We start from the raw sequence: 25,513 nt of genomic DNA, 5'->3' as shown, positions 1-25,513 counted from the left end.
ACATTAAAGAGTAATACACGGGATTTGTTAGTCCCCAAAAAATAAGGGGATGCTCACAGGACGTGAGGTTTCAAAGGATGAAAAAATCACCATTATGCTGCTACCTGTTTTGTGCAGCGATGTCAGCTTCATCAGCCGCGCTGGCTGCTACCGCGCCGGTCTCCGCAGGCGTTATTCATTTCAAAGGCCAGATTGTCGAATATGGTTGTAATCTTGCGCCTCACGATCGCAATATCGAGGTATCATGTTTGCGGAATAATATCCCCCATTTACAGACAGTCGCCACACCGTCTGGAAACGCTATTTCGTTGATGAATGGAATCGCCACGGTACGGCACGTGTCGTTAAAAGATCATCCGGAGATTCAAAGCCTGATCGTCCAGTACCGCTAACCGCTTATGACTCCCGCCGGGAGGAGTTCCGGCAGGCGGCGATTTCGCTCAGTAAAACGCCGCCCGCCTGCATTTTGTACTTTTCTCTCATTCGTATCCTACAACAGCGATGTTCATCGCTTCGCTATCCTGTACGCTCTACGCGCTCGTTAAGCACGGTACCTATGATAGCTGTCATAAAATGATTGCAAATAAAATCATCACATTTACTATGGTTAACCTTACAAACAGCGTTGTCGCTCATGCATTGATAAGGTGAATACATTGACTTAAATATTCTTGTTGGCTATTTTAATTTACTTAATTATAATTTTAAGTGAATATTAAATTTATCTTTACCTTTTAATAGTCAACCACTTTATCAGCCATAATAATGGGGAAGATATGAAGCAGTTAAACGGCGGGAATGTGTATCGTCCCACAGGGAAAGAAAAAAACCTGCAAGCCATTTTAAATATTCATCGGCACGTTATTCAAAACATCTCCCCTGTCACTATTACGGCCGGTAAAACACTGGATATCAAGATTGATAATCAATCCCACATCCTGTTAATCACTAAAGGCGCTATTAAAGTATGTCGGCGTATCGACAGCATTGTAATGGGCTGCGGTGTCTCACCAATGATTTTAGGCCTTGTAGATGCCTATGCTGACTTATACCAGTTAGAAGAGAATTCAGACGTCTTTTTTATCGCCGAAACCACCTGTGAATATTATCCTGTCCCAGTAAAAGATTTTGTGGAAATAGCCGATGAAAAGCATCTCTGGCGTGACATTTCGAACATCCTGATGTACCGCATTGCTTTCATGACTAACCGTGACAGAAACCTTATCGGGCAGGACGCCTATAGCCAGATAAAAGCGCTGTTACTTGAACTGTGGTCGTATCCTGAAAGCTCACGATTTGAGATCAACGCACAGAACTTCATACAGCAGAGAACCGGGCTTTCACGCAGCCGTATCATGCAGGTACTTTCAGAACTAAAAGCGGGGGACTATATAAAAATACTGCATGGAAGACTGTTAGAGCTTCGAAACCTGCCGGTTTCATTTTAAACGGACAAGCGTCGTATACTCTTAAAAATAAAGCAATATAGAGTTAAATAAATCCTCCAGGAAATAATAACTATTATCAAAAAAGAGATCTTGCTCTATAAATCCAGTCATCAACCATACTTCTTTAGTGGTATTTTATTAAACTTTGTTACCGGGTCCGAAACTGGACTGCCGTTCAATATTGCATCAGAATTTTTATTGAGTTCATAGTTGATATACGTAGAATAGCCGCCTGCTTATCTACAGAACAGAAAGAAGCGCATACAGAGTAAAATATAATATTTTATTTTATATGGCTATCTTTATTTTTCAGCGAATAGAATCAGGCAACAATTAATATGTTTAATAAGAAAATTATCATCCTGGCAATGTTAACTGCCGTAGCATCCACACCGGTATTTGCCCAGAACACGATTACGTTCAATGGCAAAATTTACGATCAGGCGTGTACGGTTCAGGTGAATGGCTCCACGGATACCACCATTGATTTGGGTAATTACAGCAAAGAACGCATCGCGGAAAAAGGCGCCACAACCGATTACGTGCCGTTTACCGTAAGCCTGGTTAGCTGCCCGGAAGCAGGGACTGGCGTACCAACCCAAGCCATGTTCCGCTTCCACGGCGCAACAGATGATTCTAACCCAACGTACTTCAAAAACGCGGACGAAGGATCGGAAACGGGCGCCGCGGGTGTCGGTATTTCTATTCAGAACGCTTCACATAGCGATGTGACAGATAACACGGATGATGCCGCAGTAAACCTGCCAACCGACGGCTCGACAGCAGACTTTACCTATTACGCCGCCATGGCAAACGATGGTTCCGCAACCGTAACCGGTGGAGATGTTAGCACTCAGGTTACGTATACCGTTTCGTATCAGTAAGGCATTCTCATCCTGATGTGGACAGGCAGGATGCCAGTCCATAGCGTAAAACATCTTTACAGAGTAAAAAATGAAACACATAAAGAAATCCGTGTTGGCCGTATTACTGACAAGCCATGTTGCCCATGCCAGCATTGTTGTTGGCGGAACCCGACTGGTTTTCGACGGCAATAATGATGAGTCGTCAATCAATGTAGAGAATAAAGACAGCAAAGCGAATCTTGTTCAGTCATGGTTATCGGTTGCCGATCCCCAGGTCACAAATAAGCAGGCGTTTATTATCACCCCGCCTCTTTTTCGCCTTGATGCCGGGCAAAAGAACAGTATTCGGGTTATTCGCTCTGGCGCCCCCCTACCTGCAGATCGGGAGTCTATGTACTGGCTCAATATTAAGGGTATTCCTTCTATTGATGATAATGCCTCCGCGAACCGCGTGGAAATCTCCATTAATACCCAAATAAAGCTTATATATCGACCGCCAGCATTAACAAAATCAACGCCTGATAGCCAGAGCCAACAATTAAAATGGCAGACGGCAGGTGATGTTATTACCGTAAATAACCCCACTCCCTATTATATGAACTTTGCCAGTGTGACGCTTAACAGCCATGAAGTGAAATCAGCGACTTTCGTTCCGCCAAAATCATCAGCGTCATTTAAATTGGGTTCTACTGCCGCCCCTCATGGCACGGTAACGTGGCGATTAATCAGCGATTATGGGATGAGTTTAGAGCCGCATTCCGGTTCATTCTAGCCATTAACGACTTCATTTTACTTTTACCCTTTCAGGACTTTTACTGTGCAATTCTCCAGAGTAGAGCCCCGTTCTCAATTAGCGTTATCGTTTCTCTTTATATGCTGTTCCATAAAACCAGCGTTAGCGCATGATCATTTTAATCCATTATCGTTGGAAAATGATGAACCGGGCGTGGAGAATGTCGATCTATCGGTTTTCGAAAAGGGGGGGCAGGCAGAAGGCACCTATAATGTTGATATTTATATTAATAACACCAGTGTTGAAACAAAAAATATTGCCTTTAAAAATAAAAAATCAGCAGATAATAAGCTCTCCCTACAGCCATGTCTTAGCGTTGAACAACTCAAGCAGTGGGGCGTAAAAACAGAAAACTTCCCCGAGCTTAAAAATGACCCAAACGGGTGTACCGATCTTAGTCTGCTGGCTGGCGCTGTAGCAAAGTTTAATGTCATCGGTAACCGGCTGGATTTAGCGATCCCTCAAATCGCGTTGATCGCCGACCCGCGAGAATTCGTCCCTACCAGCGAATGGGATGAAGGCATTAATGCTTTTTTGCTGAACTACAGTTTTACCGGATCGCAGGATCACGATATTGATGAAAACCGGACGGAAAATAGCGAATACGCTAACCTGCGCCCTGGTATTAACATTGGCGCATGGCGTTTTCGTAACTACTCAACCTGGAATCATGATAGCGATGGGCAAAATAGCTGGGATTCTGCCTACACCTATGTTTCTCGCGATATCGAATTTTTAAAAGGACAGCTGATCGCCGGGGAAAATAACACGCCCGCAGACGTCTTTGACAGTATTTCATTTAAGGGCGTACAGATCTCTTCTGATGACGATATGTTGCCGGACAGTATGAAAGGGTTCGCCCCGGTCATTCGCGGGGTGGCCAAAAGCAGCGCGCAGGTAACCGTTGAACAAAACGGTTATACCATCTACAAAACTAACGTTCCGGCGGGTCCATTCGCCATCAACGATCTTTATCCAACCGGCGGTTCGGGCGACCTGTACGTCACCATCAAAGAATCCGATGGTTCTGAACAGCATTTCATTGTGCCCTACGCCAGCGTTCCGGTATTACAGCGTGAAGGCCACCTGAAATACGACCTGACGGTAGGCCGCACGCGTTCATCAGATACGCATTCCGCGCAACAGAACTTCGCTGAACTGACGGCCTTATACGGATTAGCAGGCGGCATAACCGCCTATGGCGGAATAGAGAGTACGCTGAGCAATGATGTTTATCATGCGGCGCTCATCGGGACAGGCTTAAACCTTGGCGATCTGGGCGCATTGTCTTTAGACGTCACCAACTCATGGTCAAAAATTAAAGCAGGCGATGTGGTTAGCGATACGCTTACCGGACAATCCTGGCGTATTCGTTACAGCAAAGATATTCAGTCAACAGGTACCAATTTCACTGTCGCCGGCTACCGTTATTCGACCAAAGATTACTACGCTCTTGAGGATGTGCTGGATACCTATAGCGATAATAGTCACTATGATCATGTACGTAATCGCACCGACCTGTCGTTATCGCAAGACATTATCTACGGTTCCATTTCACTCACTTTATATAATGAAGATTACTGGAATGACACTCATACCACATCATTAGGTATTGGCTATAACAACACATGGCATAACGTAAGCTATGGCATTAACTATTCTTATACGCTGAACGCCGATAATTCTCAGGATGAAGACGACGATACGGAAGACAGTAATGACCAGCAAATTTCAATCAATATTAGCATTCCGTTAGATGCCTTTATGCCGTCAACGTATGCCACCTACAATATGAACTCCGCGAAAGACGGCGATACCACGCATACTGTCGGTTTAAACGGAACAGCGCTGGCACAGAAAAATCTCTCATGGAGCGTTCAGGAAGGTTATTCCTCTCAAGAGAAAGCCACCAGCGGTAATGTGAGCGCAACCTATAACGGGACGTATGCGGATATTAACGGCGGATATAGCTACGATAATCATATGCGTCGCCTGAATTATGGCGTTCAGGGCGGCGTACTGTTACATCGAAATGGCCTGACACTATCCCAGCCAATGGACGACACCATCATATTGGTTAAAGCCCCTGGCGCAGCGGGTGTCCCCGTGAATAACGAAACGGGCGTGGACACCGATTTTCGGGGTTATGCCGTCGTACCTTATGCTTCGCCTTACCATCGTAATGAAGTCTCTTTAGATACGACGGGCATTAGAAAAAATATTGAGCTCATTGATACCAGTAAAACGCTGGTGCCTACCCGTGGCGCGGTGGTCAGGGCTGAATATAAAACCAATATTGGTTACAAGGCATTGATGGTATTAACCCGCATAAACAATCTTCCTGTTCCTTTTGGCGCGACCGTCTCGTCTTTAACAAAACCAGACAATCACAGCAGTTTTGTTGGTGATGCGGGGCAAGCCTGGTTAACCGGACTGGAAAAACAAGGGCGGTTATTAGTGAAGTGGGGACCAACAGCAGCAGACCGGTGTCAGGTCTCTTATCGTATACCGAGCTCCCCCTCCGCTTCTGGCGTAGAAATCTTACACGAGCAATGCCAGTGATTCTGGTGGGATAAAAGATGAATATGAACAGATTTGCTGCATTAGCCGCCCTGTTAACGTTCACGGGTCTGGCATTATGGTCGCCATCGATCAGCGCGGCATACAATACCGCAGATGCCGTAGACATTAACGTTACGGGATTAATTTATGCCGATCCGTGTACCGTGACGGTCCCCGACACGCTCTCTCTTGGACAATATGCCCGGGCGGATATCGCCGTGGCCGGCGGCAATACCGCCACCATTCCTTTCACCATAAAAATGACGAATTGCCCGGCAACGACCACAAAAGCCGCGATTTCATTTAACGGCGTACCTTATCCCGATCCAAATTATGCTTCTGCGATTTATGCAAACAGCGCGGCCAATCCGGCGCAGGATTTAGGATTACAGCTTTTTAACCTGGACGGTAAAAGTCTGGTCAATCTGGCCAACAACGTCACTTACACGGTGGATATCAACAGTAATACCCATGAAGCCAATTTGCCTGTCGCCGCAAGGATGTATACCCCGTATGGAAAAGTCACGGCAGGGGATTTCACGTCCGTTGTGACGATCACTATCGCATGGCAATAACATCTTTCTATTTCACCTGGTATAAAAGCAGGAATTTTTCATGAGAAGGTTATATCTGGCGCTTATTCTGCTGTTCGCGTATTCCGGTCATGGTTACGCCTCCTGTAAACGTTCCGGAAATGAAGGCGCGATCACTATCACCCCGCCGTCGCAGCTTGTGGTGGATAGCCACGCCTATACCGCAGGCGAAGTGTTGTGGCAATCGGGCTGGGTTTCCACCTCCGAAGTCACAATGGATGGCTGTAGTCGCGATTATAAGGTCGGTTTTTTATATGAACCCGGTAGCGCGCAGTCAAATACATCAGCGACAATCAATGCGAATGACGGGAACAACACACCGGTATTTAGCACCGGGATTTCCGGCGTGGGCATTGCGATTAAAACCCAAACGAATGCTGGCCCTTACGATAATGTCATGCCAATCGATAATACCTACCATAATGGCGATGGCAATAAAACACACCATGCGATGGCTCCCGCCTACAATGTTGAACTGGTCGCCTTAGGCGGTCCGATCACCTCCGGTACCGCGACATTCCAAAGCCCACTGGCGCGCGTATCCTTTCGCGATAGCGCAACGGAAGACTCCGGCGGCGATATCCTGACCCATCTGTATTTGGGGAATACGCAATTGATTATGAAAGCGATGGGATGTCGGGTAGAAACACCTGCCATCACCGTGGATTTAGGCAGCGTCAATTTAGGCAGTTTCGCTAACAGTCAAACTGCGGGCACAGGCGAGCAGGATATCTTATTGACCTGCGAACAAGGCACCGCTATCTCCGCATCGTTAAGCGCCCAACCGGCCAGCGGAAATAACCCTGATAATTCAGTCATCCAGTTGAGCAATGCAAGCGCGCCAACCAGCGCAACCGGCGTTGGCGTACAGTTGGGTATTCAGGCGCCGGACGCCGGTTTCTTTACCGACAGTTTGCCAATTAATCAAAAAATTGATCTCTTTACTCACACGATTACCACCAATGCCGATGGCAGCCAGACGGTTAACGGCGGAACCATGAATATGTCGACCACCCTGAAAATTAGCGCGCGCTACTATAAAACCGCCGCCACGGTAACGGCCGGGCAAGCGAATGCCACGGCAACATTAAACCTGACCTATAACTAACGGCATCACAGTTTCTGGCGCTGCGCGGGAAAAGGTTAACGCGCGCGCCCGTTAGATTTATTTCCACAAACGTAATTCGTCATCTTTTACTGGCGGTAATGACTTACGTTGCTGACAAGAGAGCGAATACCAGTCCAGATGGCGCGTCAGGAACATCACGCCGCCAAGCGCCAGTAGCAGAACGCCGGTACCCAGAAGCAACGAGCTATCTTCCGAACGCAGCAATCCCCACATCACGCCATCCAGCGCCAATAACGCTAACGTAAACAGTACGCTATTGCGCCATCCTTTCAGCACCGCCTGCAAATAAACGCTATTCATCAACGCGCCCACCAGGCTGGCGGCGATCCAGGCTGGCGTGAAACCGATATGTTCCGACAGTGCCAGCAATAGCAGGTAGAACATCACCAGCGATAACCCCACCAGCAGATACTGCATCGGGTGTAACCGCTGCCCCGTCAGGGTTTCGAAGACAAAGAAAGCCATAAACGTTAGCGTAATCAACAAAATGGCATATTTCGTCGCTCTGTCCGTCAGTTGATACTGGTCGGCTGGCGTCGATACAGCGACGCTAAACGCCGGTAAGTTGTCCCAATCCACCTTTTGCGCATCAGCAAACTGTTCGCCGAGATTCGTGGCAAACCGGCTGGTTTGCCACTGGGCCTGAAATCCTGAACCGCTGATTTCGCGTTTACCGGGAAGAAAATCCCCCACAAAATTTGGGTGCGGCCAGTTACTGGTCAGGGTCATTTCACTGCTACGCCCGACGGGAACCAGTGAAAAGCTGCCGGTTCCGCTTAAATTTAACGACATCGCCAACGTCAGGTTGCGCGTCGCCCACTGACTGTCCGGCAGCGGGATATGAATGCCCTCTCTACTTTCCGGTAAGCCGGTCCCCGGTTCTACAGTGAGCGTTTCACCATTCACCTGCGGCGCTTTTACTGCGCTGATACCGCGCGCATCGCCGACGCCCACGACGATAAAGGGCTTTCCAAGGGTAATGTTCGGTCTGTTCAGCTCATGCAGACGGGCCACATCAAACTCCGCCTTTATCGCCATATCGGTATGCCACACCTGCCCCTGATAAATACCTATTTTTCGCGCTTCAACGTTTTGATTGCCTTCGACCAATAGCGACTCCGGCAGCCAAAAATAGAGATAGCTGCGCTTATACTGGACCTCTTTCTCCTCTTCCAGCACGGTATAGAGCTCTGTCACCGGAACCGCCACCAGCGGGCCGACAACCTTTTGTGGGCCGCTGGTACTCTGACGAATAGCGGCTTCTACATGGCTTCGATAATCAGCACGTTCCACGATGGTGTGCCGTACCATCATCAGGGGAATTAACAGCAGGATCATGGCGCCGCCTAACGTAATCATTTTCCACAACAGGGGGGATTTCAACATAGCGTTCTCCTTTGCAATGCCAGCAGTGTAAGAACGCGATGTGGGGAGAATTTGAAGTTATGTGAAGTGACGGTGAAGTGTCAACGAGGCCAGCACGCCGCCTTCGGGACGGTTGCACAACGTCACCTCACCGTTGAGGAGTCGCGCCGCCTCGCTGACAAACGCCAGCCCAAGCCCGCTGCTTTTACGTCCGTTTTCACGGGGCAACGAATAGAATCGGTCGAAAATGCGCGGCAGCGCAAAATCAGGAATACCACAGCCGGAATCCGTCACCTGCAGGATCGCTTTCTCTCCCATCGGCTGAGCGCTTAATGTGATAACGCCATTTTCAGGCGTAAAGTCGATGGCATTGTCCAACACATTGCCCAGCGCCTGCGCCAGAAGCTCCGCGTCGGCGACGACAACCAGCGAGGAAGGCCGTAAAGTAAGGGTGATCTTTTTTGCCGCCAACTGAATACTGCGTGCCTCGCTAAGCTGCGTAAATAGTTCATCAACAGCAACCGGCGCGAGAGGGATATCCTGCCGGTTTTCCAGCCGCGCCTGGCGCAGCAGGGTCTCTACCAGCGCCTGCATTCGCGTATTTTGCGCCAGTATATTCTCTGTAAAGCGGGTAACCACATCCGCGGGCGGTCCTTCACGCAGAATCTCCGCCGCGCCGCGTATCGCCGCCAGTGGACTTTTCAGCTCATGAGTCAACGCATACACGTACTGCTCAATCTCATTCTTGCCTTCCAGCTTAATGCGCATACTCTCCAGCGCCTGCGCCAGTTTACGCAGCTCGCTGCTGCCTAATGCAGGTAACGCAAGCGGGCGGTTTTCGGTGACGGAATCCGCATAGCGCGTCAACCGGGCGATGGAGCGGTTAATCCACCAGACCATCCCCGCGCCAATCGCCAGCGCAATTCCCAGTAAAACGGCGCTGGCCCACAGAATGCGCCGTTCGCTGCGCTTAATCACCGGCGCCATTGCCGCATTCGGTTTACCGACAGACAGGACACCGATAATCCGTCCATCTCTGATTATCGGCGCGGCTACGTACATCACGGTGCTATTGGGATCGGCAGCATCTTTTGCCGTGCTGCGGGCGCCATACTGTCCGCGCAGCGTAAGCCAGACGTCATTCCAGCGAGAATAATCCTGCCCCACCGCTTTGTTTTCCGAATCAAACAACACCTTCCCCTGCGCATCCGTCATGTAGACATGGTATTCATTGCGCACTTTGACGATCCCGCTGATATTGGCGCGAAACGGGCGATGTTGCAGCTGGGCGAATGCCTTCGCCAACTGGCCGCCAGTCGGGTTGCCGGAAAGGAGATCGTCGCGGGCCAGCGCCGCCAGCAGCGTTGCGGTGTCAATCAGCGTCCCTTCCGTCGCGCGGCGGACGCCCGGCTTTATCTCCTGAACGAAGATAGACAGCACAAACACGGCGGCGACGGCGACAATAAGAAAGTAGCCCAGCAGCAAACGCATTCCGATGCGCATCAGACGCTCCTCAGGCTGTATCCCATTCCACGATGCGTGTTAATTGGCGAGAGCTCCGGATTGATCGCGCGTAGTTTAGCGCGCAGGGTTTTGATGTGTGTATCGACCGTCCGATCGAAGGTCTCCTGGGCATCAGACCAGACAATATCCATCAATTGCTGACGCGAGTACACGCGTTCCGGCGACAGCAGCAGGGTTTTAAGGAGCAGAAACTCATAACGCGTCAGCGAGAGCGGCGTACCAAACCAGGCGATCTGCGCCGCCGGTTCATTGAGTTCAAAATGTCCGGTACGCACCACCGGCGACGGCGCAGCAAACTTTTTCACCCGGCGCAGCAGCGTGCGCACGCGGGCGCTCACTTCGCGCGGCGAGAACGGCTTGGCGACATAATCATCTGCGCCGATCTCCAGACCAAGCAATCGATCCACTTCATCGCTACGGGCAGTCAGGAAAAGAATCGGCAGCGCAGGATGGCGTTCCAGCAACTGCCGACACAGCTCAAAGCCGCTGATATCCGGTAGTCCCACATCGAGAATCACCGCATCCGGCCGTTGCTGACGCGCTTTTTCCAGCGCGGGCAGCCCGCGAGCGAATAGCTCAACGGTAAACCCTTCCAGTTGCAGGGTGTAGATGAGCGTATCGGCGATTCCCTGTTCATCCTCGACTAACCAGACCTGCGGTTGCTGCATACTCTTTCCCTGTTATTGTCGCCACGGCATGACCGGCACCGCGCTGATGGCGTTCTTCGGCGACCCGTCGACTACTTTGTCGGAGTAGGCCAGATACGCCAGCGTGTTGCGTTTCTCATCATAGAAACGCACGACCTGCAATGACTTAAATATCAATGAGGTGCGTTTTTTGAACACCACCTCTCCCTGCGCCTTGCCGTTCTTAATTTTGTCGCTCAGTTCAATAGGCCCGACCTGCTGGCAAGAGATGGCGGCGTCAGACGTATCTTCCGCCAGCCCTAATCCGCCTTTTATGCCGCCCGTTTTCGCCCGGCTAACATAGCACGTCACGTTTTTGACATCAGGATCGTCAAAAGCTTCCACCACGATTTTATGGTCAGGACCGAACATTTTAAATACCGTATCGACTGAACCAATTTGTTCCGCACGGGCGCTCTGCCCCAGCAGCAACAAAATTGAGAAAAGTACTAAGCTCTTGTATTTCATATTGTTACCATTCATAAAAGTTACGTTGCGTAATTATTAGACATTCTAAAATAAAATGGTTATAGATCACAGGATTAGAATAATTACCTGTCACGTTGCCTAAAAAAAGCATTTAAGCTCAAAAAAAACACTGAATGCTAAAAGAACAAAAAATGCTATTATCCTCTTACCTGATATCGGGTGCTCGTTGTTGAAAGGATGGGGATATTTTATGGATCAGGCTGGCATAATTCGCGACCTGTTAATCTGGCTGGAAGGTCATCTGGATCAGCCGCTGTCACTTGACAATGTGGCGGCAAAAGCAGGCTATTCCAAGTGGCACCTGCAGAGAATGTTTAAGGACGTGACGGGCCACGCCATTGGCGCTTACATCCGCGCCCGTCGTTTATCGAAATCAGCAGTGGCGCTGCGTTTGACCGCGCGTCCAATTCTGGATATTGCTCTTCAGTACCGCTTCGATTCTCAGCAAACCTTTACGCGCGCCTTTAAGAAACAGTTTTCCCAGACGCCAGCGCTGTATCGTCGCTCCTCGGAATGGAGCGCCTTTGGCATTCGCCCGCCATTACGGCTGGGCGAGTTTACCGTGCCGGAACATCAGTTCGTTACGCTGGAAGATACGCCGCTCCTTGGCGTCACGCAGAGTTATTCCTGCTCGCTGGAACAGATTTCCGACTTCCGCCACGAAATGCGCGTGCAATTCTGGCATGATTTCCTCGGTCATTCGCCAACTATTCCGCCAGTGCTTTATGGGCTTAATGAAACGCGCCCCAGCATGGAGAAAGACGATGAGCAGGAAGTATTCTATACCACCGCACTGCCGCAAGAGCAGGCCGATGGCTATGTTCAGTCGGCGCATCCCGTGCTGTTGCAGGGCGGTGAATACGTCATGTTCACCTATGAAGGGTTAGGAACCGGCGTGCAGGATTTTATCCTGACCGTTTACGGCACCTGTATGCCAATGCTGAATCTGACCCGTCGTAAAGGGCAGGATATAGAGCGATACTACCCGTCAGAAGATACCAAAACCGGCGATCGCCCTATCAACCTGCGCTGCGAATTTCTGATCCCGATTCGTCGTTAACGCTGTAGCTCATCCAATGCAGGGGCGTCCAGATGCGAAACGTCCCCTGCGGTTTCTACCACCCACCCAGACGCCAGCCACTGACTTTCCTGGTAATCGATGCGGGAAATAGAGCAGTTGCGCAAACGTAACCGGCGTTCCGCCCAGGCGGGTAGTCCCAGGATAGTACTGACCAGACAGCCCAACGCGATACCGTGACTGACCAATAAAGGTCGGCTGCCCTGCGGTAGCTCCAGACAGGACGCCAGCGCGGCATGAACGCGATCGCTCAACTCCTGCATCGATTCCCCACCAGGAATGCGGCCATCCTGCGTGCCGTTGACCAGCTGACGACGCCAGCCCTCTTCTTCTTCCGTCAGCGAATCGATCTGGCGCTTTTCCAGCACGCCCATATCCAGCTCGCGCAGGCGGGAGTCAAAGGTGATATCACACCCGCACGCCTGGGCGATAATCTCCGCCGTGCGTTTTGTGCGGCCTAAATCGCTGCTGATGATATGGGTGATGCCGAGGCTGCGGGCGCGTTCTCCTACCTGCATGGCCTGCTGCTCGCCTTTTGCTGTCAGGGGACTGTCCGATTGGCCCTGAATACGTCGCTCGGCGTTCCACTGCGTTTCACCGTGGCGAACAAGGTATACCTGTAACATGTTTTTTTTCCGTTATACTGCGATAAATTTTTAAAACTGAGCTTAATTATGCACCAGGTTATCTCTGCGACCACCAATCCTGCCAAAATTCAGGCAATTCTACAGGCATTTGAAGAGATTTTCGGCGAAGGATCGTGCCATATTACGCCCGTCGCCGTCGAGAGCGGCGTACCGGAGCAGCCCTTCGGAAGCGAGGAAACGCGTGCTGGCGCACGAAATCGCGTGGGTAATGCGCGACGCCTGCATCCACAAGCTGATTTCTGGGTAGCCATTGAAGCCGGAATTGACGATGACGCCACCTTCAGTTGGGTGGTGATTGATAACGGCGTTCAGCGCGGTGAAGCGCGATCGGCCACGCTGCCGCTGCCCGCCGTCATTCTCGACAGAGTCCGCCAGGGAGAAGCGCTTGGCCCGGTGATGTCCCACTATACCGGTATTGACGAGATTGGTCGCAAAGAGGGCGCCATTGGCGTATTTACCGCCGGAAAATTAACGCGCTCCAGCGTTTACTACCAGGCGGTGATTCTGGCGTTAAGCCCGTTTCATAACGCGGTGTATCGATAATTATTTGCGCTATGTTGTAGGCCTGATAAGCACAGCGCCATCAGGCATTTCGCGGCGATGTTGCCGGATGGCCGCTTCGCCTTATCCGGCCTACGAGCAAATCAGGCGTTTTTCAGCAGTACGTTCTCAAGCCAATGACGCAGTTCAACCGGCGCGGATTTCAGGCTGTTTGACCCGCGCGTGATGGTGGCGATGCCCGCCCCCAGCTCGGTTTTCAACTCGCGCTGGCTCATTTCGCCACGCAACAACTCCTCAATAATGCGCACGCGCGTTCCCAGCGCTTCACGCTCGTCCGGCGTAAGCATCAGTTGTAATAAAGGCAGATGCAGATCCTCTGCATATGCCTGACGGAGTAACTCCACAAAACGAAGCCACTCCTGATTACGTTGTTCGGCGATAGCCGATGAATAAGGGGAATGCTGGGTCATGTTATACCGCCGTTTGTACTGTTACACGAGTACAAATGATAACATAACCCGTCTGCATTAATACCGTTGCTGCCACTCAGAGTCGCTCATTAAGGCCTCTTTCTGCCCCATAAAGTGGCGATAGTAAGCGTCATAGGCCAGAACGTTTTTCACGTAGCCGCGCGTTTCCGAAAAGGGAATGCTTTCGACAAACGCTACGGCATCGATACGCCCGGCGCTATTGCCAAGCCAGGTGCGCACGCGCCCCGGCCCGGCGTTATACGCCGCCGAGGCGAAAATACGGTTATTACCAAACTGCTGATAGACATACTGCAAATAGCTGGTGCCAATGTTGATGTTGGTCTCCGGCTCCAGCAGTTGGCCGGGGCCGCGGTAGTCCGGAATCGAAAACATTTTCACCGTATGGGTGGCCGTTCCCGGCATAATCTGCATTAAGCCGCTGGCCCCTACCGGCGATTTTACTTTCGGGTTCCAGGCGCTCTCCTGGCGGGCAATCGCCATGGCATAGCTTTGTGAGATATCTTTTCCGCGGGTATAGCGGGTAAAAAGATCGTTATACGCCAGCGGGAAACGCTCCTCCAGATGATCCCACAGTTTTCCGGCGATCGTCGCCTGTACGCTCAGATCCCACCAGTGCTGGTTAAACGCATAGCGCGCCAGCTGCGCCTGTTCAGATTTACTACGGCTTTTTACCAGATTCGCCCATTCGCTGCGCGCCGTGTTATCCAGGTTCCAGTACATCAGCTCCCGTACACGTGCCATCTCCGGCCCCTGCGTCAACGCGCTGTTTACGTTGGCGGGCGCTTTATCAATTTTAAGCGTGTACTCTTCGCCTAAACGCTGCGCCGCGACCATCGGATAAAAACCGCGCTTCTGCATTAAAGCATGAAGGATCTCTTTCGCTTCGGCGTCACGACCGCGTTCCAGCAATAAATCCGCCTGCCAGTAACGCCACTCGTCTTTCTCTTTCGCCTCCATTGGCAGTCGGGCAAGCCAGGTATTGAGACCGCGACGATCGCCCATCCCCAGCGCCATGCGCACGCGCCGTTCGATAAGCGACGTCGATTGCGAGCGCATAATCGCGTCATCGCGCCATTTCGCCTGCGCATCGGTCACATCGTTGCCCATCAGTCGCCAGGCAACGATATCGCGCAGCGCCTGCGTTTGTTCCTCATTAAGTTTCTGCGCCTGTACCAGCGAGGGGATCATCAGACGTGCATTTTCCGCGTCCTGGCGGGCGACGCTGGCAAACGCGACTTCCGCCATCTGGCGGGTAAAATCGGTGGCGCCGGTGGTGCGTGCGAAGGTCAACACGTTATTAGGGTCATTAGCCAGGGTAATGATCGCTGAGGCGATCGTTTGATATTCCGCCGGCATCTGTCCGGCCAGCACCGTAACCAGCCCCGTATTTCCGGCTTTCATCGCCAGCCGAATACGTTCCAGATACGCCAGCGGGTCTTGCTTGCCGGAGGCCCGCCAGACGCTGAACAGTTTATCGCAGGCATTCGGCTGACTTTTGCCGGTCAGCCAAAGGTCTTTCGCGCCCTGCCAGGCCGCTTCCGTTTGCCCGGTACTCCATTTCGCGTAGTAATAGTTACATTGCGCTTCCGTGGTGCCGGGTTTCTCCGGGCTAAACGCCAGCAAGCCGCGCCAGTCTTCACGACGCGCCAGCTCATTGACGAAGCGTGATTGCAGCGTACGCGCAGGCGGAAGCGTAGGATTGGCGCGCACAAACTGCGTGACGGCAATCGCCGGTTGGTTCATCAAATCGTCGGTGATCTTACGGTATTCCAGATACGGGTAGAGCGGATAATCTTTCAGACCCGGCATCATCTGCTCTACCACATCCATCTGGCGGTTGTCCCAGGCCTGCTTAATCTGCGCATAGCGGTTACGCTGCTCTTCCAGTGAGTCGGCCCGCGCGAGGTGACAAAAGGTCAGCAGGCATACGCTGGCGGCGACGAGACGCCAGACAAATGGTTTGGCTCTATCCACAAGCACTTCCTCAATTGTTATCCAATGCAGCATCATGCCGCGTAATGAATTTATGCTAACCAGTCATAGCCATTTGCGCCACGTTACGGACACTTTTTTACTTTTATTGCGAGTGCGATCTGCTGGCTGGGCTTAGGCAGGGAAAAAGGCTACACTTCGCCTTTGAAATCTATTCACCATCACGATAAACATAGAGGCGAAGTCCAACGTGGCTCAATTCGTTTATACCATGCATCGTGTCGGCAAAGTGGTTCCGCCGAAACGTCATATTCTGAAAAACATCTCGCTGAGCTTCTTCCCTGGCGCCAAAATCGGCGTGCTGGGCCTTAACGGCGCCGGTAAGTCTACCCTGCTGCGCATCATGGCGGGGCTCGATAAAGATATCGAGGGCGAAGCGCGCCCGCAGCCCGGCATTAAGATTGGCTACCTGCCGCAGGAACCTCAGCTAAACCCGGAACACACGGTACGCGAGTCGATTGAAGAGGCCGTTTCGGAAGTGGTTAACGCCCTCAAACGTCTGGATGAAGTGTACGCGCTGTATGCCGATCCGGATGCCGACTTCGACAAGCTGGCCGCAGAGCAGGGCCGACTTGAAGAGATTATCCAGGCGCACGACGGTCATAACCTGAACGTGCAGCTTGAGCGCGCTGCTGACGCTCTGCGTCTGCCGGACTGGGATGCCAAAGTCGAAAAACTGTCCGGCGGCGAGCGCCGCCGCGTGGCGCTGTGCCGTCTGTTGCTGGAAAAGCCGGACATGCTGCTGCTCGACGAACCCACCAACCACCTGGATGCCGAATCTGTTGCGTGGCTGGAACGTTTCCTGCACGACTTCGAAGGCACCGTCGTGGCGATTACCCACGACCGTTACTTCCTCGATAACGTCGCCGGCTGGATTCTGGAACTTGACCGCGGCGAAGGTATTCCGTGGGAAGGCAACTACTCCTCCTGGCTGGAGCAGAAAGATCAGCGTCTGGCGCAGGAAGCGTCTGCCGAAGCGGCGCGCCGTAAATCCATTGAGAAAGAGCTGGAGTGGGTGCGTCAGGGCGCGAAAGGCCGTCAGTCGAAAGGTAAGGCGCGTCTGGCTCGCTTTGAAGAACTGAACAGCGTTGAGTATCAGAAACGTAACGAAACCAACGAACTATTTATTCCACCAGGACCGCGCCTGGGCGACAAAGTCATTGAAGTCAGCAACCTGCGTAAATCCTACGGCGATCGCGTACTGATCGACGACCTGAGCTTCTCGGTACCGAAAGGCGCTATCGTCGGGATCATCGGGCCAAACGGCGCGGGTAAATCGACCCTGTTCCGCATGATGTCCGGTCAGGAGCAGCCCGATAGCGGCACCATTACGCTGGGTGAAACCGTCAAGCTGGCCTCGGTCGATCAGTTCCGCGACGCGATGGACAACAGCAAAACCGTCTGGGAAGAAGTGTCCGGCGGGCTGGATATCATGAAGATCGGCAACACTGAAATGCCAAGCCGCGCCTATGTAGGCCGCTTCAACTTCAAAGGCGTCGATCAGGGCAAACGCGTTGGCGAACTGTCCGGCGGTGAGCGCGGTCGTTTGCACCTGGCGAAACTGCTGCAGGTGGGCGGCAACGTCCTGCTGCTCGACGAACCGACGAACGACCTGGATATCGAAACCCTGCGCGCGCTGGAAAACGCCCTGCTGGAGTTCCCTGGCTGCGCGATGGTTATCTCGCACGACCGTTGGTTCCTTGACCGTATCGCCACCCACATCCTGGATTATCAGGATGAAGGTAAGGTGGAATTCTTCGAAGGCAACTTTACCGAATACGAAGAGTACAAGAAACGCACGCTGGGCGCCGAGGCGCTGGAGCCGAAGCGTATCAAGTACAAGCGTATTGCCAAATAAATGTCTGAATGCCGGGTGGCGCTTGCGCTTACCCGGCCTACAAACCCAGCGATTCCAGTACGTTGTGAAACTGTAGGCCTGATAAGACGCGGTAAGCGTCGCATCAGGCATTGGTTCTTATCCCTGCTCGCCCATCATCTCTTTCACCAGTTCCACACAGCGCAAAAAGCGGCCATCGTAATCAGCCTCTTTAACGTGAACGAACTCAATGTTGTTTTCTTTCAGCATCTCGACCAGCAGGTTCTGGAACGCTTTGCGATCCACTGAACTGCCCAGGCTTCGCAGTCCGTCAGCTACCCACGGCGTATTATTCTCCAGCAAAATCACCAGGTCGAAGCGATACTCGTCGATCAGCGCCTGGACAAACGGATGCTCGCGCCCTTCGTATTTTTTGCAAAATGCCTGGGTGGTGACGAAATCGGTATCGATAAACGCCACTTTATTCGCATATTTCACTGCGAAATCAATATATTGCGCATGGCCCAGCGCAATTTTATCGTAGTCGGAATACTGTAACGCCATCTCATCGCCGCCCAGATGCGAAAAGACATAGTCGCGGCCATATTCCCAGGCGCTGGTGGTATTAAAAATATTGGCGAGCTTATTGACCAGCGTAGACTTGCCGCTTGATTCCCCGCCCAGAATCGCGACGGTACGCACGAAAAACGGCTTCACTTCGGTAGGAATATATTCCCAGTAACGAAACGGATTTTCGCGGATTTGCGCCCCGCTGATATTCATAAACGTGCGTTCAGGATCGACCAGCACCGTCTCAATCCCTAAATGCTCCAGGTACTGCGGCGCATCAGCCTCTTCGGAAGTGTAGATCCAGCTCGGCTGTATTCCCTTCTCTGCCATAAACGCTTTAATGCCGTTGCTCCAGACGTCCCAGCCATGCGGATAAGGCTCCATCCCCTCTTCATTAAAGGCGTGGATGCGAATATTTTTTTGGTATTTGAAGGTTTGCAATAACCAGCGCAGGCGATCCGACACGGTGGGCTGCTGCGACATGGCGCTATCCTCAAACAGCCCGCGGTCGCGCGTATCGTCATATCCCATAATGATGTGCAACTCATCCACCTGGCTACAGGCGCGCTGGATCAAGTAGATGTGTCCGGTATGCAATGGATAAAATTTACCGAACACCACGCCAATGTTTTTCTGTCGGCGGGGAAACTCCAGCCCGAGAAAACGGTGTAGCGCCTCCAGTTTTTGCGCGCTGGGGCTTTTGATTTTGGCGTTAAGTAACTGACTCAGATATCCCTTGGTCATACCGCTGGCGTCAGCCACCTGTTGCAGAGTGCAACCTTGCTGCTTAATCGCGGTTTTGAGATAGTCGAACGATGACACAAGAGCCTCCTGCTGGAAAAATCGCATAACACTGCCTGATGGCGCTTCGCTTATCAGGCCTACAACATCAATCCGTATCAATCCGTAGGCCGGATAAGACGCATTGCGTCGCCATCCGGCAAATTATACAACATCACTACATACAGCGAATTATAAGTCGTCAAACACGCTTAACGCATCTGCGAGCTTTTTAACACCGAACACCTGCATTCCTTCCGGCGGCTTTTTCGGTACGTTGGCGGCAGGCACAATCGCCCGACGAAAACCGTGTTTCGCCGCCTCGGAAATACGCTCCTGCCCGCTCGGCACCGGACGAATCTCGCCTGCCAGCCCCACTTCGCCAAACACCACCAGATCCTGCGGCAACGGCCTGTCACGCAGGCTGGAGACCATCGCCAGCAGTAAAGCCAGATCCGCGCTGGTTTCGGTGACTTTCACGCCGCCGACCACGTTAACGAAGACGTCCTGATCCGACATTTGCAGACCGCCGTGTCGGTGTAGCACCGCCAGCAGGATTGCCAGACGGTTTTGTTCCAGACCGACCGCCACGCGTCTGGGGTTCGCCATCATCGAGTGATCGACCAGCGCCTGAATCTCCACCAGCAACGGTCGCGTGCCTTCCCAGACGACCATCACTGAACTGCCGGAAGTGACCTCATCGCCACGGCTTAAAAAGATGGCGGACGGATTGCTCACTTCGCGCAACCCCTGTTCGGTCATGGCGAAGACGCCCAGCTCATTGACTGCGCCAAAGCGGTTTTTGTGGCTGCGCAGCGTGCGGAAACGAGAATCAGCGTCGCCGTCGAGCAATACTGAGCAATCGATACAGTGTTCCAGCACTTTCGGCCCCGCCAGCGACCCGTCTTTGGTGACGTGGCCGACCATCACGATCGCCACGCCGCGCGTTTTGGCGAAGCGCGTCAGGTAGGCTGCCGTTTCGCGGACCTGGGCGACGCTGCCTGGCGACGACTGGATATCCGCCATATGCATCACCTGTATAGAGTCGATCACCATTAGCTTCGGCTGTTCTTCTTCCGCTATCAGGCAGATCTGCTCGATGCTGGTTTCGGAGAGCATATTCAGGTTGGCGGTCGGCAGGCCGAGACGGTGCGCGCGCATCGCCACCTGCTGTAGCGACTCTTCGCCGGTGACGTACAGCGTTTTCATCTGCTCGGCAAGTTTGCACAGCGTTTGCAGCAGCAACGTTGATTTGCCCGCGCCGGGGTTACCGCCAATCAAAATGGCGCTGCCGGGTACCACCCCGCCGCCCAGCACGCGGTCAAACTCTTTAAAACCGGTAGAAAAGCGCGGCAGTTCCTCAAGACTGATGTCAGACAGTTTCTGCACTTTTGATACGCCCGCACTGCCGGCGTATCCGCTCAGACGTTCGTTACGCGCCACCGTCGGCGACGCGGCAAGGCGCACCTCGGTAATGGTGTTCCAGGCATGGCAGGCGCTGCATTGCCCCTGCCAGCGCGGGTAATCGGCCCCGCATTCATTACAAACAAAGGCGCGTTTTGGAGCTTTTGCCACGTTTTACCTCTTTCGTTAACGCTGTTGCCGGATGGCGCTGGCGCTTATCCGGCCTACGGTCGCCTTGCCATTGGGCAGGTTAATCATTTCTGGTTCATGCTGCCGGAGAGAATGCAAAACACGCCCATCAGGTCAGCGTGGCGGATCGTAATCTCCGTCTTTTCGTTTACTTTTGGCTTGGCATGGAAGGCAATACCTAACCCTGCCGCTTTGATCATTGGCAGATCGTTAGCGCCGTCGCCAATCGCCACCGTCTGCGCCAGCGGGATGTCATGCTCTTGCGCCAGACGAAGCAAGGTATTGGCTTTATACTCAGCATCCACAATATCGCCGATAACGTGACCGGTAAATTTACCGTCCATGATCTCCAGCTCATTGGCGACCGCCGCCGTCAGGCGTAGCTGGTCACGCAGATAGTCGGCGAAGAAAGTGAAGCCGCCGGAGGCGATAGCGATTTTCCAGCCAAGCGCTTCCAGTTTTAGCACCAACTGCGTTAATCCTGGCATTAGCGGCAGATTCCCGCGCACCTGGCGCAAAATATCGGCATCCGCGCCTTTCAGCGTCGCCACGCGGCTGCGCAGGCTGGCGGTAAAATCAAGCTCGCCGCGCATCGCGCGCTCCGTCACTTCAGCCACCTTCTCACCGGTACCGGCCAGCTTCGCGATTTCATCGATACACTCAATCTGGATCGCCGTGGAATCCATATCCATGACCAGCAGCCCCGGCGTGCGCAGATGCGGAATTTTACCCAGCGGCGCAACATCCAGCTGCGCCTCATGCGCCAGCCGCGTCGCACGCGGCGTCAGCGACCCCGCCAGACGAATGACCTGATAATCCTCCACGCACCAGGCGGCGACAATCACCATTGCGGCGCCCAGTTTGGTCTGATATTGAGTTAAACGCTGCTTATCCAGCCCGCGCCCATACAGCAGCCAACCGCTGCGGCCTGCATGGTAATCCAGAGGCATCACCTCGTCGCCGCTTAAAGAAAGAGGCAAACCAGGCCATAAAGAGACATCTTCAGGCAGATCGCACCAGGTAATGTTAGGCATTAAAGCTCCTGTAAATCGTTCAGGCCGGTAACCGCCCCGCGGAAAATAACGCATGAGGCTACCTTGTAACCATCGCTTCTGGCAACATTAAGCCTCAAATTTTCAGCAGGTGGAATATGGCTCGCGCAAAACTGAAATTTCGGCTGCATCGTGCAGTCATTGTATTGTTCTGTCTCACACTGCTCGTCGCGCTTATGCAGGGCGCGTCCTGGTTTAGTCAAAACCACCAGCGACAGCGCAACCCGCAGCTGGAAGAGCTGGCCCGCACGCTGGCGCGCCAGGTGACGCTCAACATCGCCCCGCTGATGCGCAGCGAAACACCGGATGAAAATCGCATCAACGCCGTGCTGCGTCAGCTCACGCAAGAGAGCCGTATTCTGGATGCCGGCGTCTATGATGAACAGGGCGATCTTATTACTCGCGCTGGCGAAAGCGTCAATGTGCGCGACAGGCTGGCGCTGGATGGCAAAAAAGCGGGCAGCTATTTTAACCAACAAATTGTCGAGCCTATCCAGGGGAAAAACGGCCCATTGGGCTACCTGCGTCTAACGCTGGATACCCACACGCTGGCCACCGAAGCAAAGCAGGTCGATAACACCACCAACATTCTACGCCTGATGCTGCTACTCTCGCTGGCGATAGGCGTGGTGCTGACGCGCACCTTGCTACAAGGTAAACGCACCCGCTGGCAGCAGTCGCCCTTCCTGCTAACGGCCAGCAAGCCTGTTCCGGAAGAGGAAGAGCGTGAGGAAAAAGAGTAAAATGACGGCTTAATAAAGGTAAGGAAAACCACTATGACAACATTACGCCTGCTTATTTCTGACTCTTACGATCCCTGGTTTAACCTGGCGGTCGAGGAGTGCATTTTCCGCCAGATGCCCGCCACCCAGCGCGTGCTGTTCCTGTGGCGCAACGCGGATACGGTGGTCATTGGACGCGCGCAAAACCCGTGGAAAGAGTGTAATACGCGGCGTATGGAAGAAGATAATGTCCGTCTGGCCCGCCGTAGCAGCGGCGGCGGCGCGGTATTCCATGACCTCGGTAATACCTGCTTTACCTTTATGGCTGGTAAACCGGAATACGATAAAACCATCTCCACCCATATTGTGCTCGCGGCGCTGAATTCGCTGGGGGTCATGGCCGATGCTTCGGGACGCAACGATCTGGTCGTAAAAACGCCGGACGGCGATCGCAAAGTCTCCGGTTCAGCCTATCGCGAAACCAAAGATCGCGGCTTCCATCACGGTACGCTGCTGCTGAATGCAGACCTCAGCCGTCTGGCAAACTATCTGAATCCCGATAAAAAGAAGCTTGCGGCGAAAGGAATCACCTCCGTTCGCTCCCGCGTGGCCAATCTTACCGAGCTATTACCGGGTATCACCCATAAACAGGTCTGCCAGGCGGTCACGGAAGCCTTTTTCGCCCATTACGGCGAACGCGTCGACGCGGAAGTGATTTCACCGGATAAAACGCCGGATCTGCCGAATTTTGCCGAAACCTTTGCGCGCCAGAGCAGTTGGGAGTGGAATTTCGGCCAGGCACCGGCGTTCAGCCATCTGCTGGACGAGCGTTTCACCTGGGGCGGCGTCGAGCTGCATTTTGACGTCGAGAAAGGTGTGATTACCCGCGCACAGGTGTTTACCGATAGCCTGAACCCGGCACCGCTGGAAGCGCTGGCCGAGCGGCTGCAAGGGTGTTTGTACCGCGCGGATAAACTACAGGAAACGTGCGAGGCGCTACTGGTTGATTTCCCGGAGCAGGAAAAAGAACTGCGGGAACTGTCGGCGTGGATTGCAGAAGCTGTGCGCTAAATGAATAATATCAGAGAGACGAATGTGTCTCTGATATTATTTAAACATAACAACATATTCTGAAAAATGAGTGAATAGCACAAATAGTTAAAACACACTCACTAACTACTATATTCTTTAAAATTAATATTATTTCCCCGCACTTCATAAACCCAGCGAATTATAAACCATTTATCATCACCAATGATGATTAAAGTTTTTCTTAACCAAGATTTAATTTTATTAAATTTACAACATATCATTATCTTCATAGAATCCCGCCCCGCGCATTACATGTCATTTGGAAATATACTTAATCGTTAGGGATTACTGATGAAAAAATTATTAATAGCGACCTCTGTCATAATAGGATTATCAACTTCAGCGCAAGCGGTTGAATCCACTGCTGTATTAAAACTGACTGGCGTTTTAACCAACGGCGCATGTATACCAGAGTTAAGTGATGGTGGCGTTGTAGATTTCGGTACTAAGGCCGTTAGCGATCTGCTGCCAACTCAGACGAATCAACTGGGATACAAAGATATAACACTCACGATTCAGTGCCTTGCACCGGCAAAAGTTGGCTGGGTCGCTACTGACAATCATGGCGATTCGGCGACAACGCTGACTATCGATAACGCAACATTTGGCGGTCAGAACAATAGAATACCAAACTATCAGCTAGGTCTGGGTACAACAGCAGATGGTATCAAGATTGGTGCATACGGCCTCTCCATAGACGCGAATAATTCGACCGCCGATGGAGTTAAGACGAAGATGGTAGCGTCAAATGATTCGAATCCTGGTGTCTGGGCTTTAGCATCAAACGAATACGTTGCGCTTACAAATACATTTCCAACCCGCACTACATATAGTGTCGGCGATGGAAATGGCCCCGTTGCTTTTACCACCGCAACATTTCCTATACGCGTAGCTGCCGCTATACAGGGAACGGACACACTGGCTATTACCGATAACACCACGCTTGATGGTCAGGCGACCTTTACACTCGTATATCTGTAACTCCAGCATTCACATGGAATATTCAACACCTCTTTAATGGAACTATAATGAAAAAAATTTTGCTTATTACTGCAATTGCAGCTTCCTTTGCTACAACCAGCGTGAATGCTGACACCACTGCCGTATTAAAAGTCACCGGTCAACTGGTTGTTGGTGGTTGTACCCCAGAACTCAGCGGCGGCGGCGTGGTTGATTACGGTACTATCCGCCTCGCCACACTTTCCGCAACCGATGTAAACCAACTGGGTACTAAAGATGTCTCTCTGAGTATCTCTTGTCCGTCTGCAACCAAAGCAGCATGGACTATTACCGATGACCGTGCGGACACCCACCCAGGCGCATCCGTTATCTCCATAGCCAATGGCGATATGACTAATAGTATAGTATCTGATACCACAATGTCCTACGGCGTTGGCAAAACAACCGAAGGTGTAAAAATCGGCGCGTTCTCTATTTATACCGATACCGCGAACGTTACCGCTGATGGTGTAAAATCTGACGCTATCTCAGGAACCGTTGATAGCCCAGTCTGGCAGAAGTCTTCCACCGGGATTATCAAAAACGGCAATATGGAAATGTTTACCGTTGCTACAAAAGGCACCACCGAACCGGTTCCGTATACCCTCGCCATTTTCCCGCTGAAAACCTCACTGGCTATTCAGAATACTGCAACGCTGGCCATTACTGATGATACTGATCTGGATGGTCAGGCAACCATCACGCTTAAATATCTCTGATCCAGA

At 52.2% G+C, this 25,513-nt stretch carries 24 protein-coding genes; 14 read left to right on the top strand and 10 right to left on the bottom strand.

The features are described from left to right. The first annotated feature begins 77 nt into the window (after positions 1-77). The 7 genes from ACLJRS_RS16015 to sthE all read left to right on the top strand — a co-directional run bounded on the left by ACLJRS_RS16015 (position 78) and on the right by sthE (position 7,370). The gene (locus tag ACLJRS_RS16015; RefSeq protein ID WP_000749515.1) at positions 78-392 is read left to right on the top strand and encodes a hypothetical protein; all 315 of its coding nucleotides are present in this window, start codon (positions 78-80) and stop codon (positions 390-392) included. A 384-nt stretch (positions 393-776) separates the two neighbouring features. Further along, positions 777-1,448, top strand: coding sequence for a winged helix-turn-helix transcriptional regulator (locus ACLJRS_RS16010; protein WP_000811635.1), 672 nt, complete (start codon positions 777-779; stop codon positions 1,446-1,448). A 338-nt stretch (positions 1,449-1,786) separates the two neighbouring features. Next, complete coding sequence (locus ACLJRS_RS16005) at positions 1,787-2,332, top strand: fimbrial protein (RefSeq protein ID WP_000482239.1); 546 nt, start codon at positions 1,787-1,789, stop codon at positions 2,330-2,332. Positions 2,333-2,402: 70 nt separating this feature from the next. After that, positions 2,403-3,086: a fimbrial biogenesis chaperone SthA gene (gene sthA, locus ACLJRS_RS16000; RefSeq protein WP_000680512.1), complete on the top strand. Its 684-nt coding sequence runs from the start codon at positions 2,403-2,405 to the stop codon at positions 3,084-3,086. 45 nt (positions 3,087-3,131) lie between these two features. Continuing rightward, positions 3,132-5,669: a fimbrial outer membrane usher protein gene (locus tag ACLJRS_RS15995; RefSeq protein ID WP_001160707.1), complete on the top strand. Its 2,538-nt coding sequence runs from the start codon at positions 3,132-3,134 to the stop codon at positions 5,667-5,669. Positions 5,670-5,686: 17 nt separating this feature from the next. Continuing rightward, positions 5,687-6,244, top strand: coding sequence for a fimbrial protein (locus tag ACLJRS_RS15990; protein ID WP_001056984.1), 558 nt, complete (start codon positions 5,687-5,689; stop codon positions 6,242-6,244). A 40-nt stretch (positions 6,245-6,284) separates the two neighbouring features. Next, positions 6,285-7,370 (top strand): fimbrial major subunit SthE, encoded by a 1,086-nt coding sequence (gene sthE, locus ACLJRS_RS15985; protein WP_001253761.1) that lies wholly within the window; start codon positions 6,285-6,287, stop codon positions 7,368-7,370. Between the two features lie 57 nt (positions 7,371-7,427). On the opposite strand, the gene creD is transcribed toward sthE, so the two are convergent. Genes creD through creA form a run of 4 tightly spaced genes read right to left on the bottom strand, consistent with a single transcriptional unit; the run spans position 7,428 to position 11,434 of the window. Then, on the bottom strand, positions 7,428-8,777 hold the full coding sequence (gene creD / locus ACLJRS_RS15980; RefSeq protein ID WP_000920383.1) for a cell envelope integrity protein CreD: 1,350 nt from the start codon (positions 8,775-8,777) through the stop codon (positions 7,428-7,430). A 57-nt stretch (positions 8,778-8,834) separates the two neighbouring features. Further along, the gene (gene creC / locus ACLJRS_RS15975) at positions 8,835-10,259 is read right to left on the bottom strand and encodes a two-component system sensor histidine kinase CreC (protein ID WP_001219541.1); all 1,425 of its coding nucleotides are present in this window, start codon (positions 10,257-10,259) and stop codon (positions 8,835-8,837) included. After that, entirely contained in the window at positions 10,259-10,948 is a 690-nt protein-coding gene (gene creB / locus ACLJRS_RS15970; RefSeq protein ID WP_001187047.1) for a two-component system response regulator CreB, read from the bottom strand. The genes creC and creB overlap by 1 nt, the downstream gene beginning before the upstream one ends. 12 nt (positions 10,949-10,960) lie before the next feature. After that, positions 10,961-11,434: a protein CreA gene (gene creA, locus ACLJRS_RS15965; protein WP_000875811.1), complete on the bottom strand. Its 474-nt coding sequence runs from the start codon at positions 11,432-11,434 to the stop codon at positions 10,961-10,963. A gap of 211 nt (positions 11,435-11,645) precedes the next feature. Between creA and robA the strand changes: the two genes are divergently transcribed. Then, the gene (gene robA / locus ACLJRS_RS15960; protein WP_000371685.1) at positions 11,646-12,515 is read left to right on the top strand and encodes an MDR efflux pump AcrAB transcriptional activator RobA; all 870 of its coding nucleotides are present in this window, start codon (positions 11,646-11,648) and stop codon (positions 12,513-12,515) included. Here robA and gpmB read toward each other — a convergent pair. Then, complete coding sequence (gpmB, locus tag ACLJRS_RS15955; protein WP_000942363.1) at positions 12,512-13,159, bottom strand: 2,3-diphosphoglycerate-dependent phosphoglycerate mutase GpmB; 648 nt, start codon at positions 13,157-13,159, stop codon at positions 12,512-12,514. The genes robA and gpmB overlap by 4 nt on opposite strands. Positions 13,160-13,207: 48 nt before the next feature. On the opposite strand from gpmB, the gene yjjX reads away from it, so the two are divergent. After that, on the top strand, positions 13,208-13,723 hold the full coding sequence (gene yjjX / locus ACLJRS_RS15950) for an inosine/xanthosine triphosphatase (RefSeq protein ID WP_000554314.1): 516 nt from the start codon (positions 13,208-13,210) through the stop codon (positions 13,721-13,723). Positions 13,724-13,824: 101 nt separating this feature from the next. Here yjjX and trpR read toward each other — a convergent pair whose 3' ends face one another. Further along, the gene (gene trpR, locus ACLJRS_RS15945; RefSeq protein ID WP_000192003.1) at positions 13,825-14,151 is read right to left on the bottom strand and encodes a trp operon repressor; all 327 of its coding nucleotides are present in this window, start codon (positions 14,149-14,151) and stop codon (positions 13,825-13,827) included. Positions 14,152-14,208: 57 nt separating this feature from the next. After that, complete coding sequence (gene sltY, locus ACLJRS_RS15940) at positions 14,209-16,179, bottom strand: murein transglycosylase (protein ID WP_371112796.1); 1,971 nt, start codon at positions 16,177-16,179, stop codon at positions 14,209-14,211. A gap of 175 nt (positions 16,180-16,354) precedes the next feature. On the opposite strand from sltY, the gene ettA reads away from it, so the two are divergent. Next, on the top strand, positions 16,355-18,022 hold the full coding sequence (gene ettA, locus ACLJRS_RS15935; RefSeq protein ID WP_000046770.1) for an energy-dependent translational throttle protein EttA: 1,668 nt from the start codon (positions 16,355-16,357) through the stop codon (positions 18,020-18,022). Positions 18,023-18,139: 117 nt separating this feature from the next. On the opposite strand, the gene nadR is transcribed toward ettA, so the two are convergent. The 3 genes from nadR to serB form a co-directional block, all read right to left on the bottom strand. Then, positions 18,140-19,372: a multifunctional transcriptional regulator/nicotinamide-nucleotide adenylyltransferase/ribosylnicotinamide kinase NadR gene (gene nadR, locus ACLJRS_RS15930; protein ID WP_000093829.1), complete on the bottom strand. Its 1,233-nt coding sequence runs from the start codon at positions 19,370-19,372 to the stop codon at positions 18,140-18,142. A gap of 150 nt (positions 19,373-19,522) precedes the next feature. Then, a complete protein-coding gene (gene radA, locus ACLJRS_RS15925; protein WP_001029710.1) occupies positions 19,523-20,905 on the bottom strand; it encodes a DNA repair protein RadA in 1,383 nt (460 codons plus the stop codon). An 83-nt stretch (positions 20,906-20,988) separates the two neighbouring features. Next, positions 20,989-21,957: a phosphoserine phosphatase gene (serB, locus tag ACLJRS_RS15920; RefSeq protein ID WP_001132983.1), complete on the bottom strand. Its 969-nt coding sequence runs from the start codon at positions 21,955-21,957 to the stop codon at positions 20,989-20,991. Positions 21,958-22,073: 116 nt separating this feature from the next. On the opposite strand from serB, the gene ACLJRS_RS15915 reads away from it, so the two are divergent. From ACLJRS_RS15915 to ACLJRS_RS15900, 4 genes are all read left to right on the top strand, one after another. Continuing rightward, complete coding sequence (locus ACLJRS_RS15915) at positions 22,074-22,718, top strand: YtjB family periplasmic protein (RefSeq protein ID WP_000090067.1); 645 nt, start codon at positions 22,074-22,076, stop codon at positions 22,716-22,718. Positions 22,719-22,751: 33 nt separating this feature from the next. Continuing rightward, positions 22,752-23,768 (top strand): lipoate--protein ligase LplA, encoded by a 1,017-nt coding sequence (gene lplA, locus ACLJRS_RS15910; RefSeq protein ID WP_000209767.1) that lies wholly within the window; start codon positions 22,752-22,754, stop codon positions 23,766-23,768. 312 nt (positions 23,769-24,080) lie between these two features. Continuing rightward, positions 24,081-24,770, top strand: coding sequence for a DUF1120 domain-containing protein (locus ACLJRS_RS15905; RefSeq protein ID WP_000734706.1), 690 nt, complete (start codon positions 24,081-24,083; stop codon positions 24,768-24,770). Positions 24,771-24,817: 47 nt separating this feature from the next. Further along, positions 24,818-25,507, top strand: coding sequence for a DUF1120 domain-containing protein (locus tag ACLJRS_RS15900; protein WP_000722276.1), 690 nt, complete (start codon positions 24,818-24,820; stop codon positions 25,505-25,507). Positions 25,508-25,513: the final 6 nt, after the last annotated feature.

It is taken from the genome of Salmonella sp. SAL00670 (assembly GCF_046552235.1).
GTDB classification, from domain to species: Bacteria; Pseudomonadota; Gammaproteobacteria; order Enterobacterales; family Enterobacteriaceae; genus Salmonella; species Salmonella enterica.
This window is presented reverse-complemented; position numbering and strand designations above follow the sequence as displayed.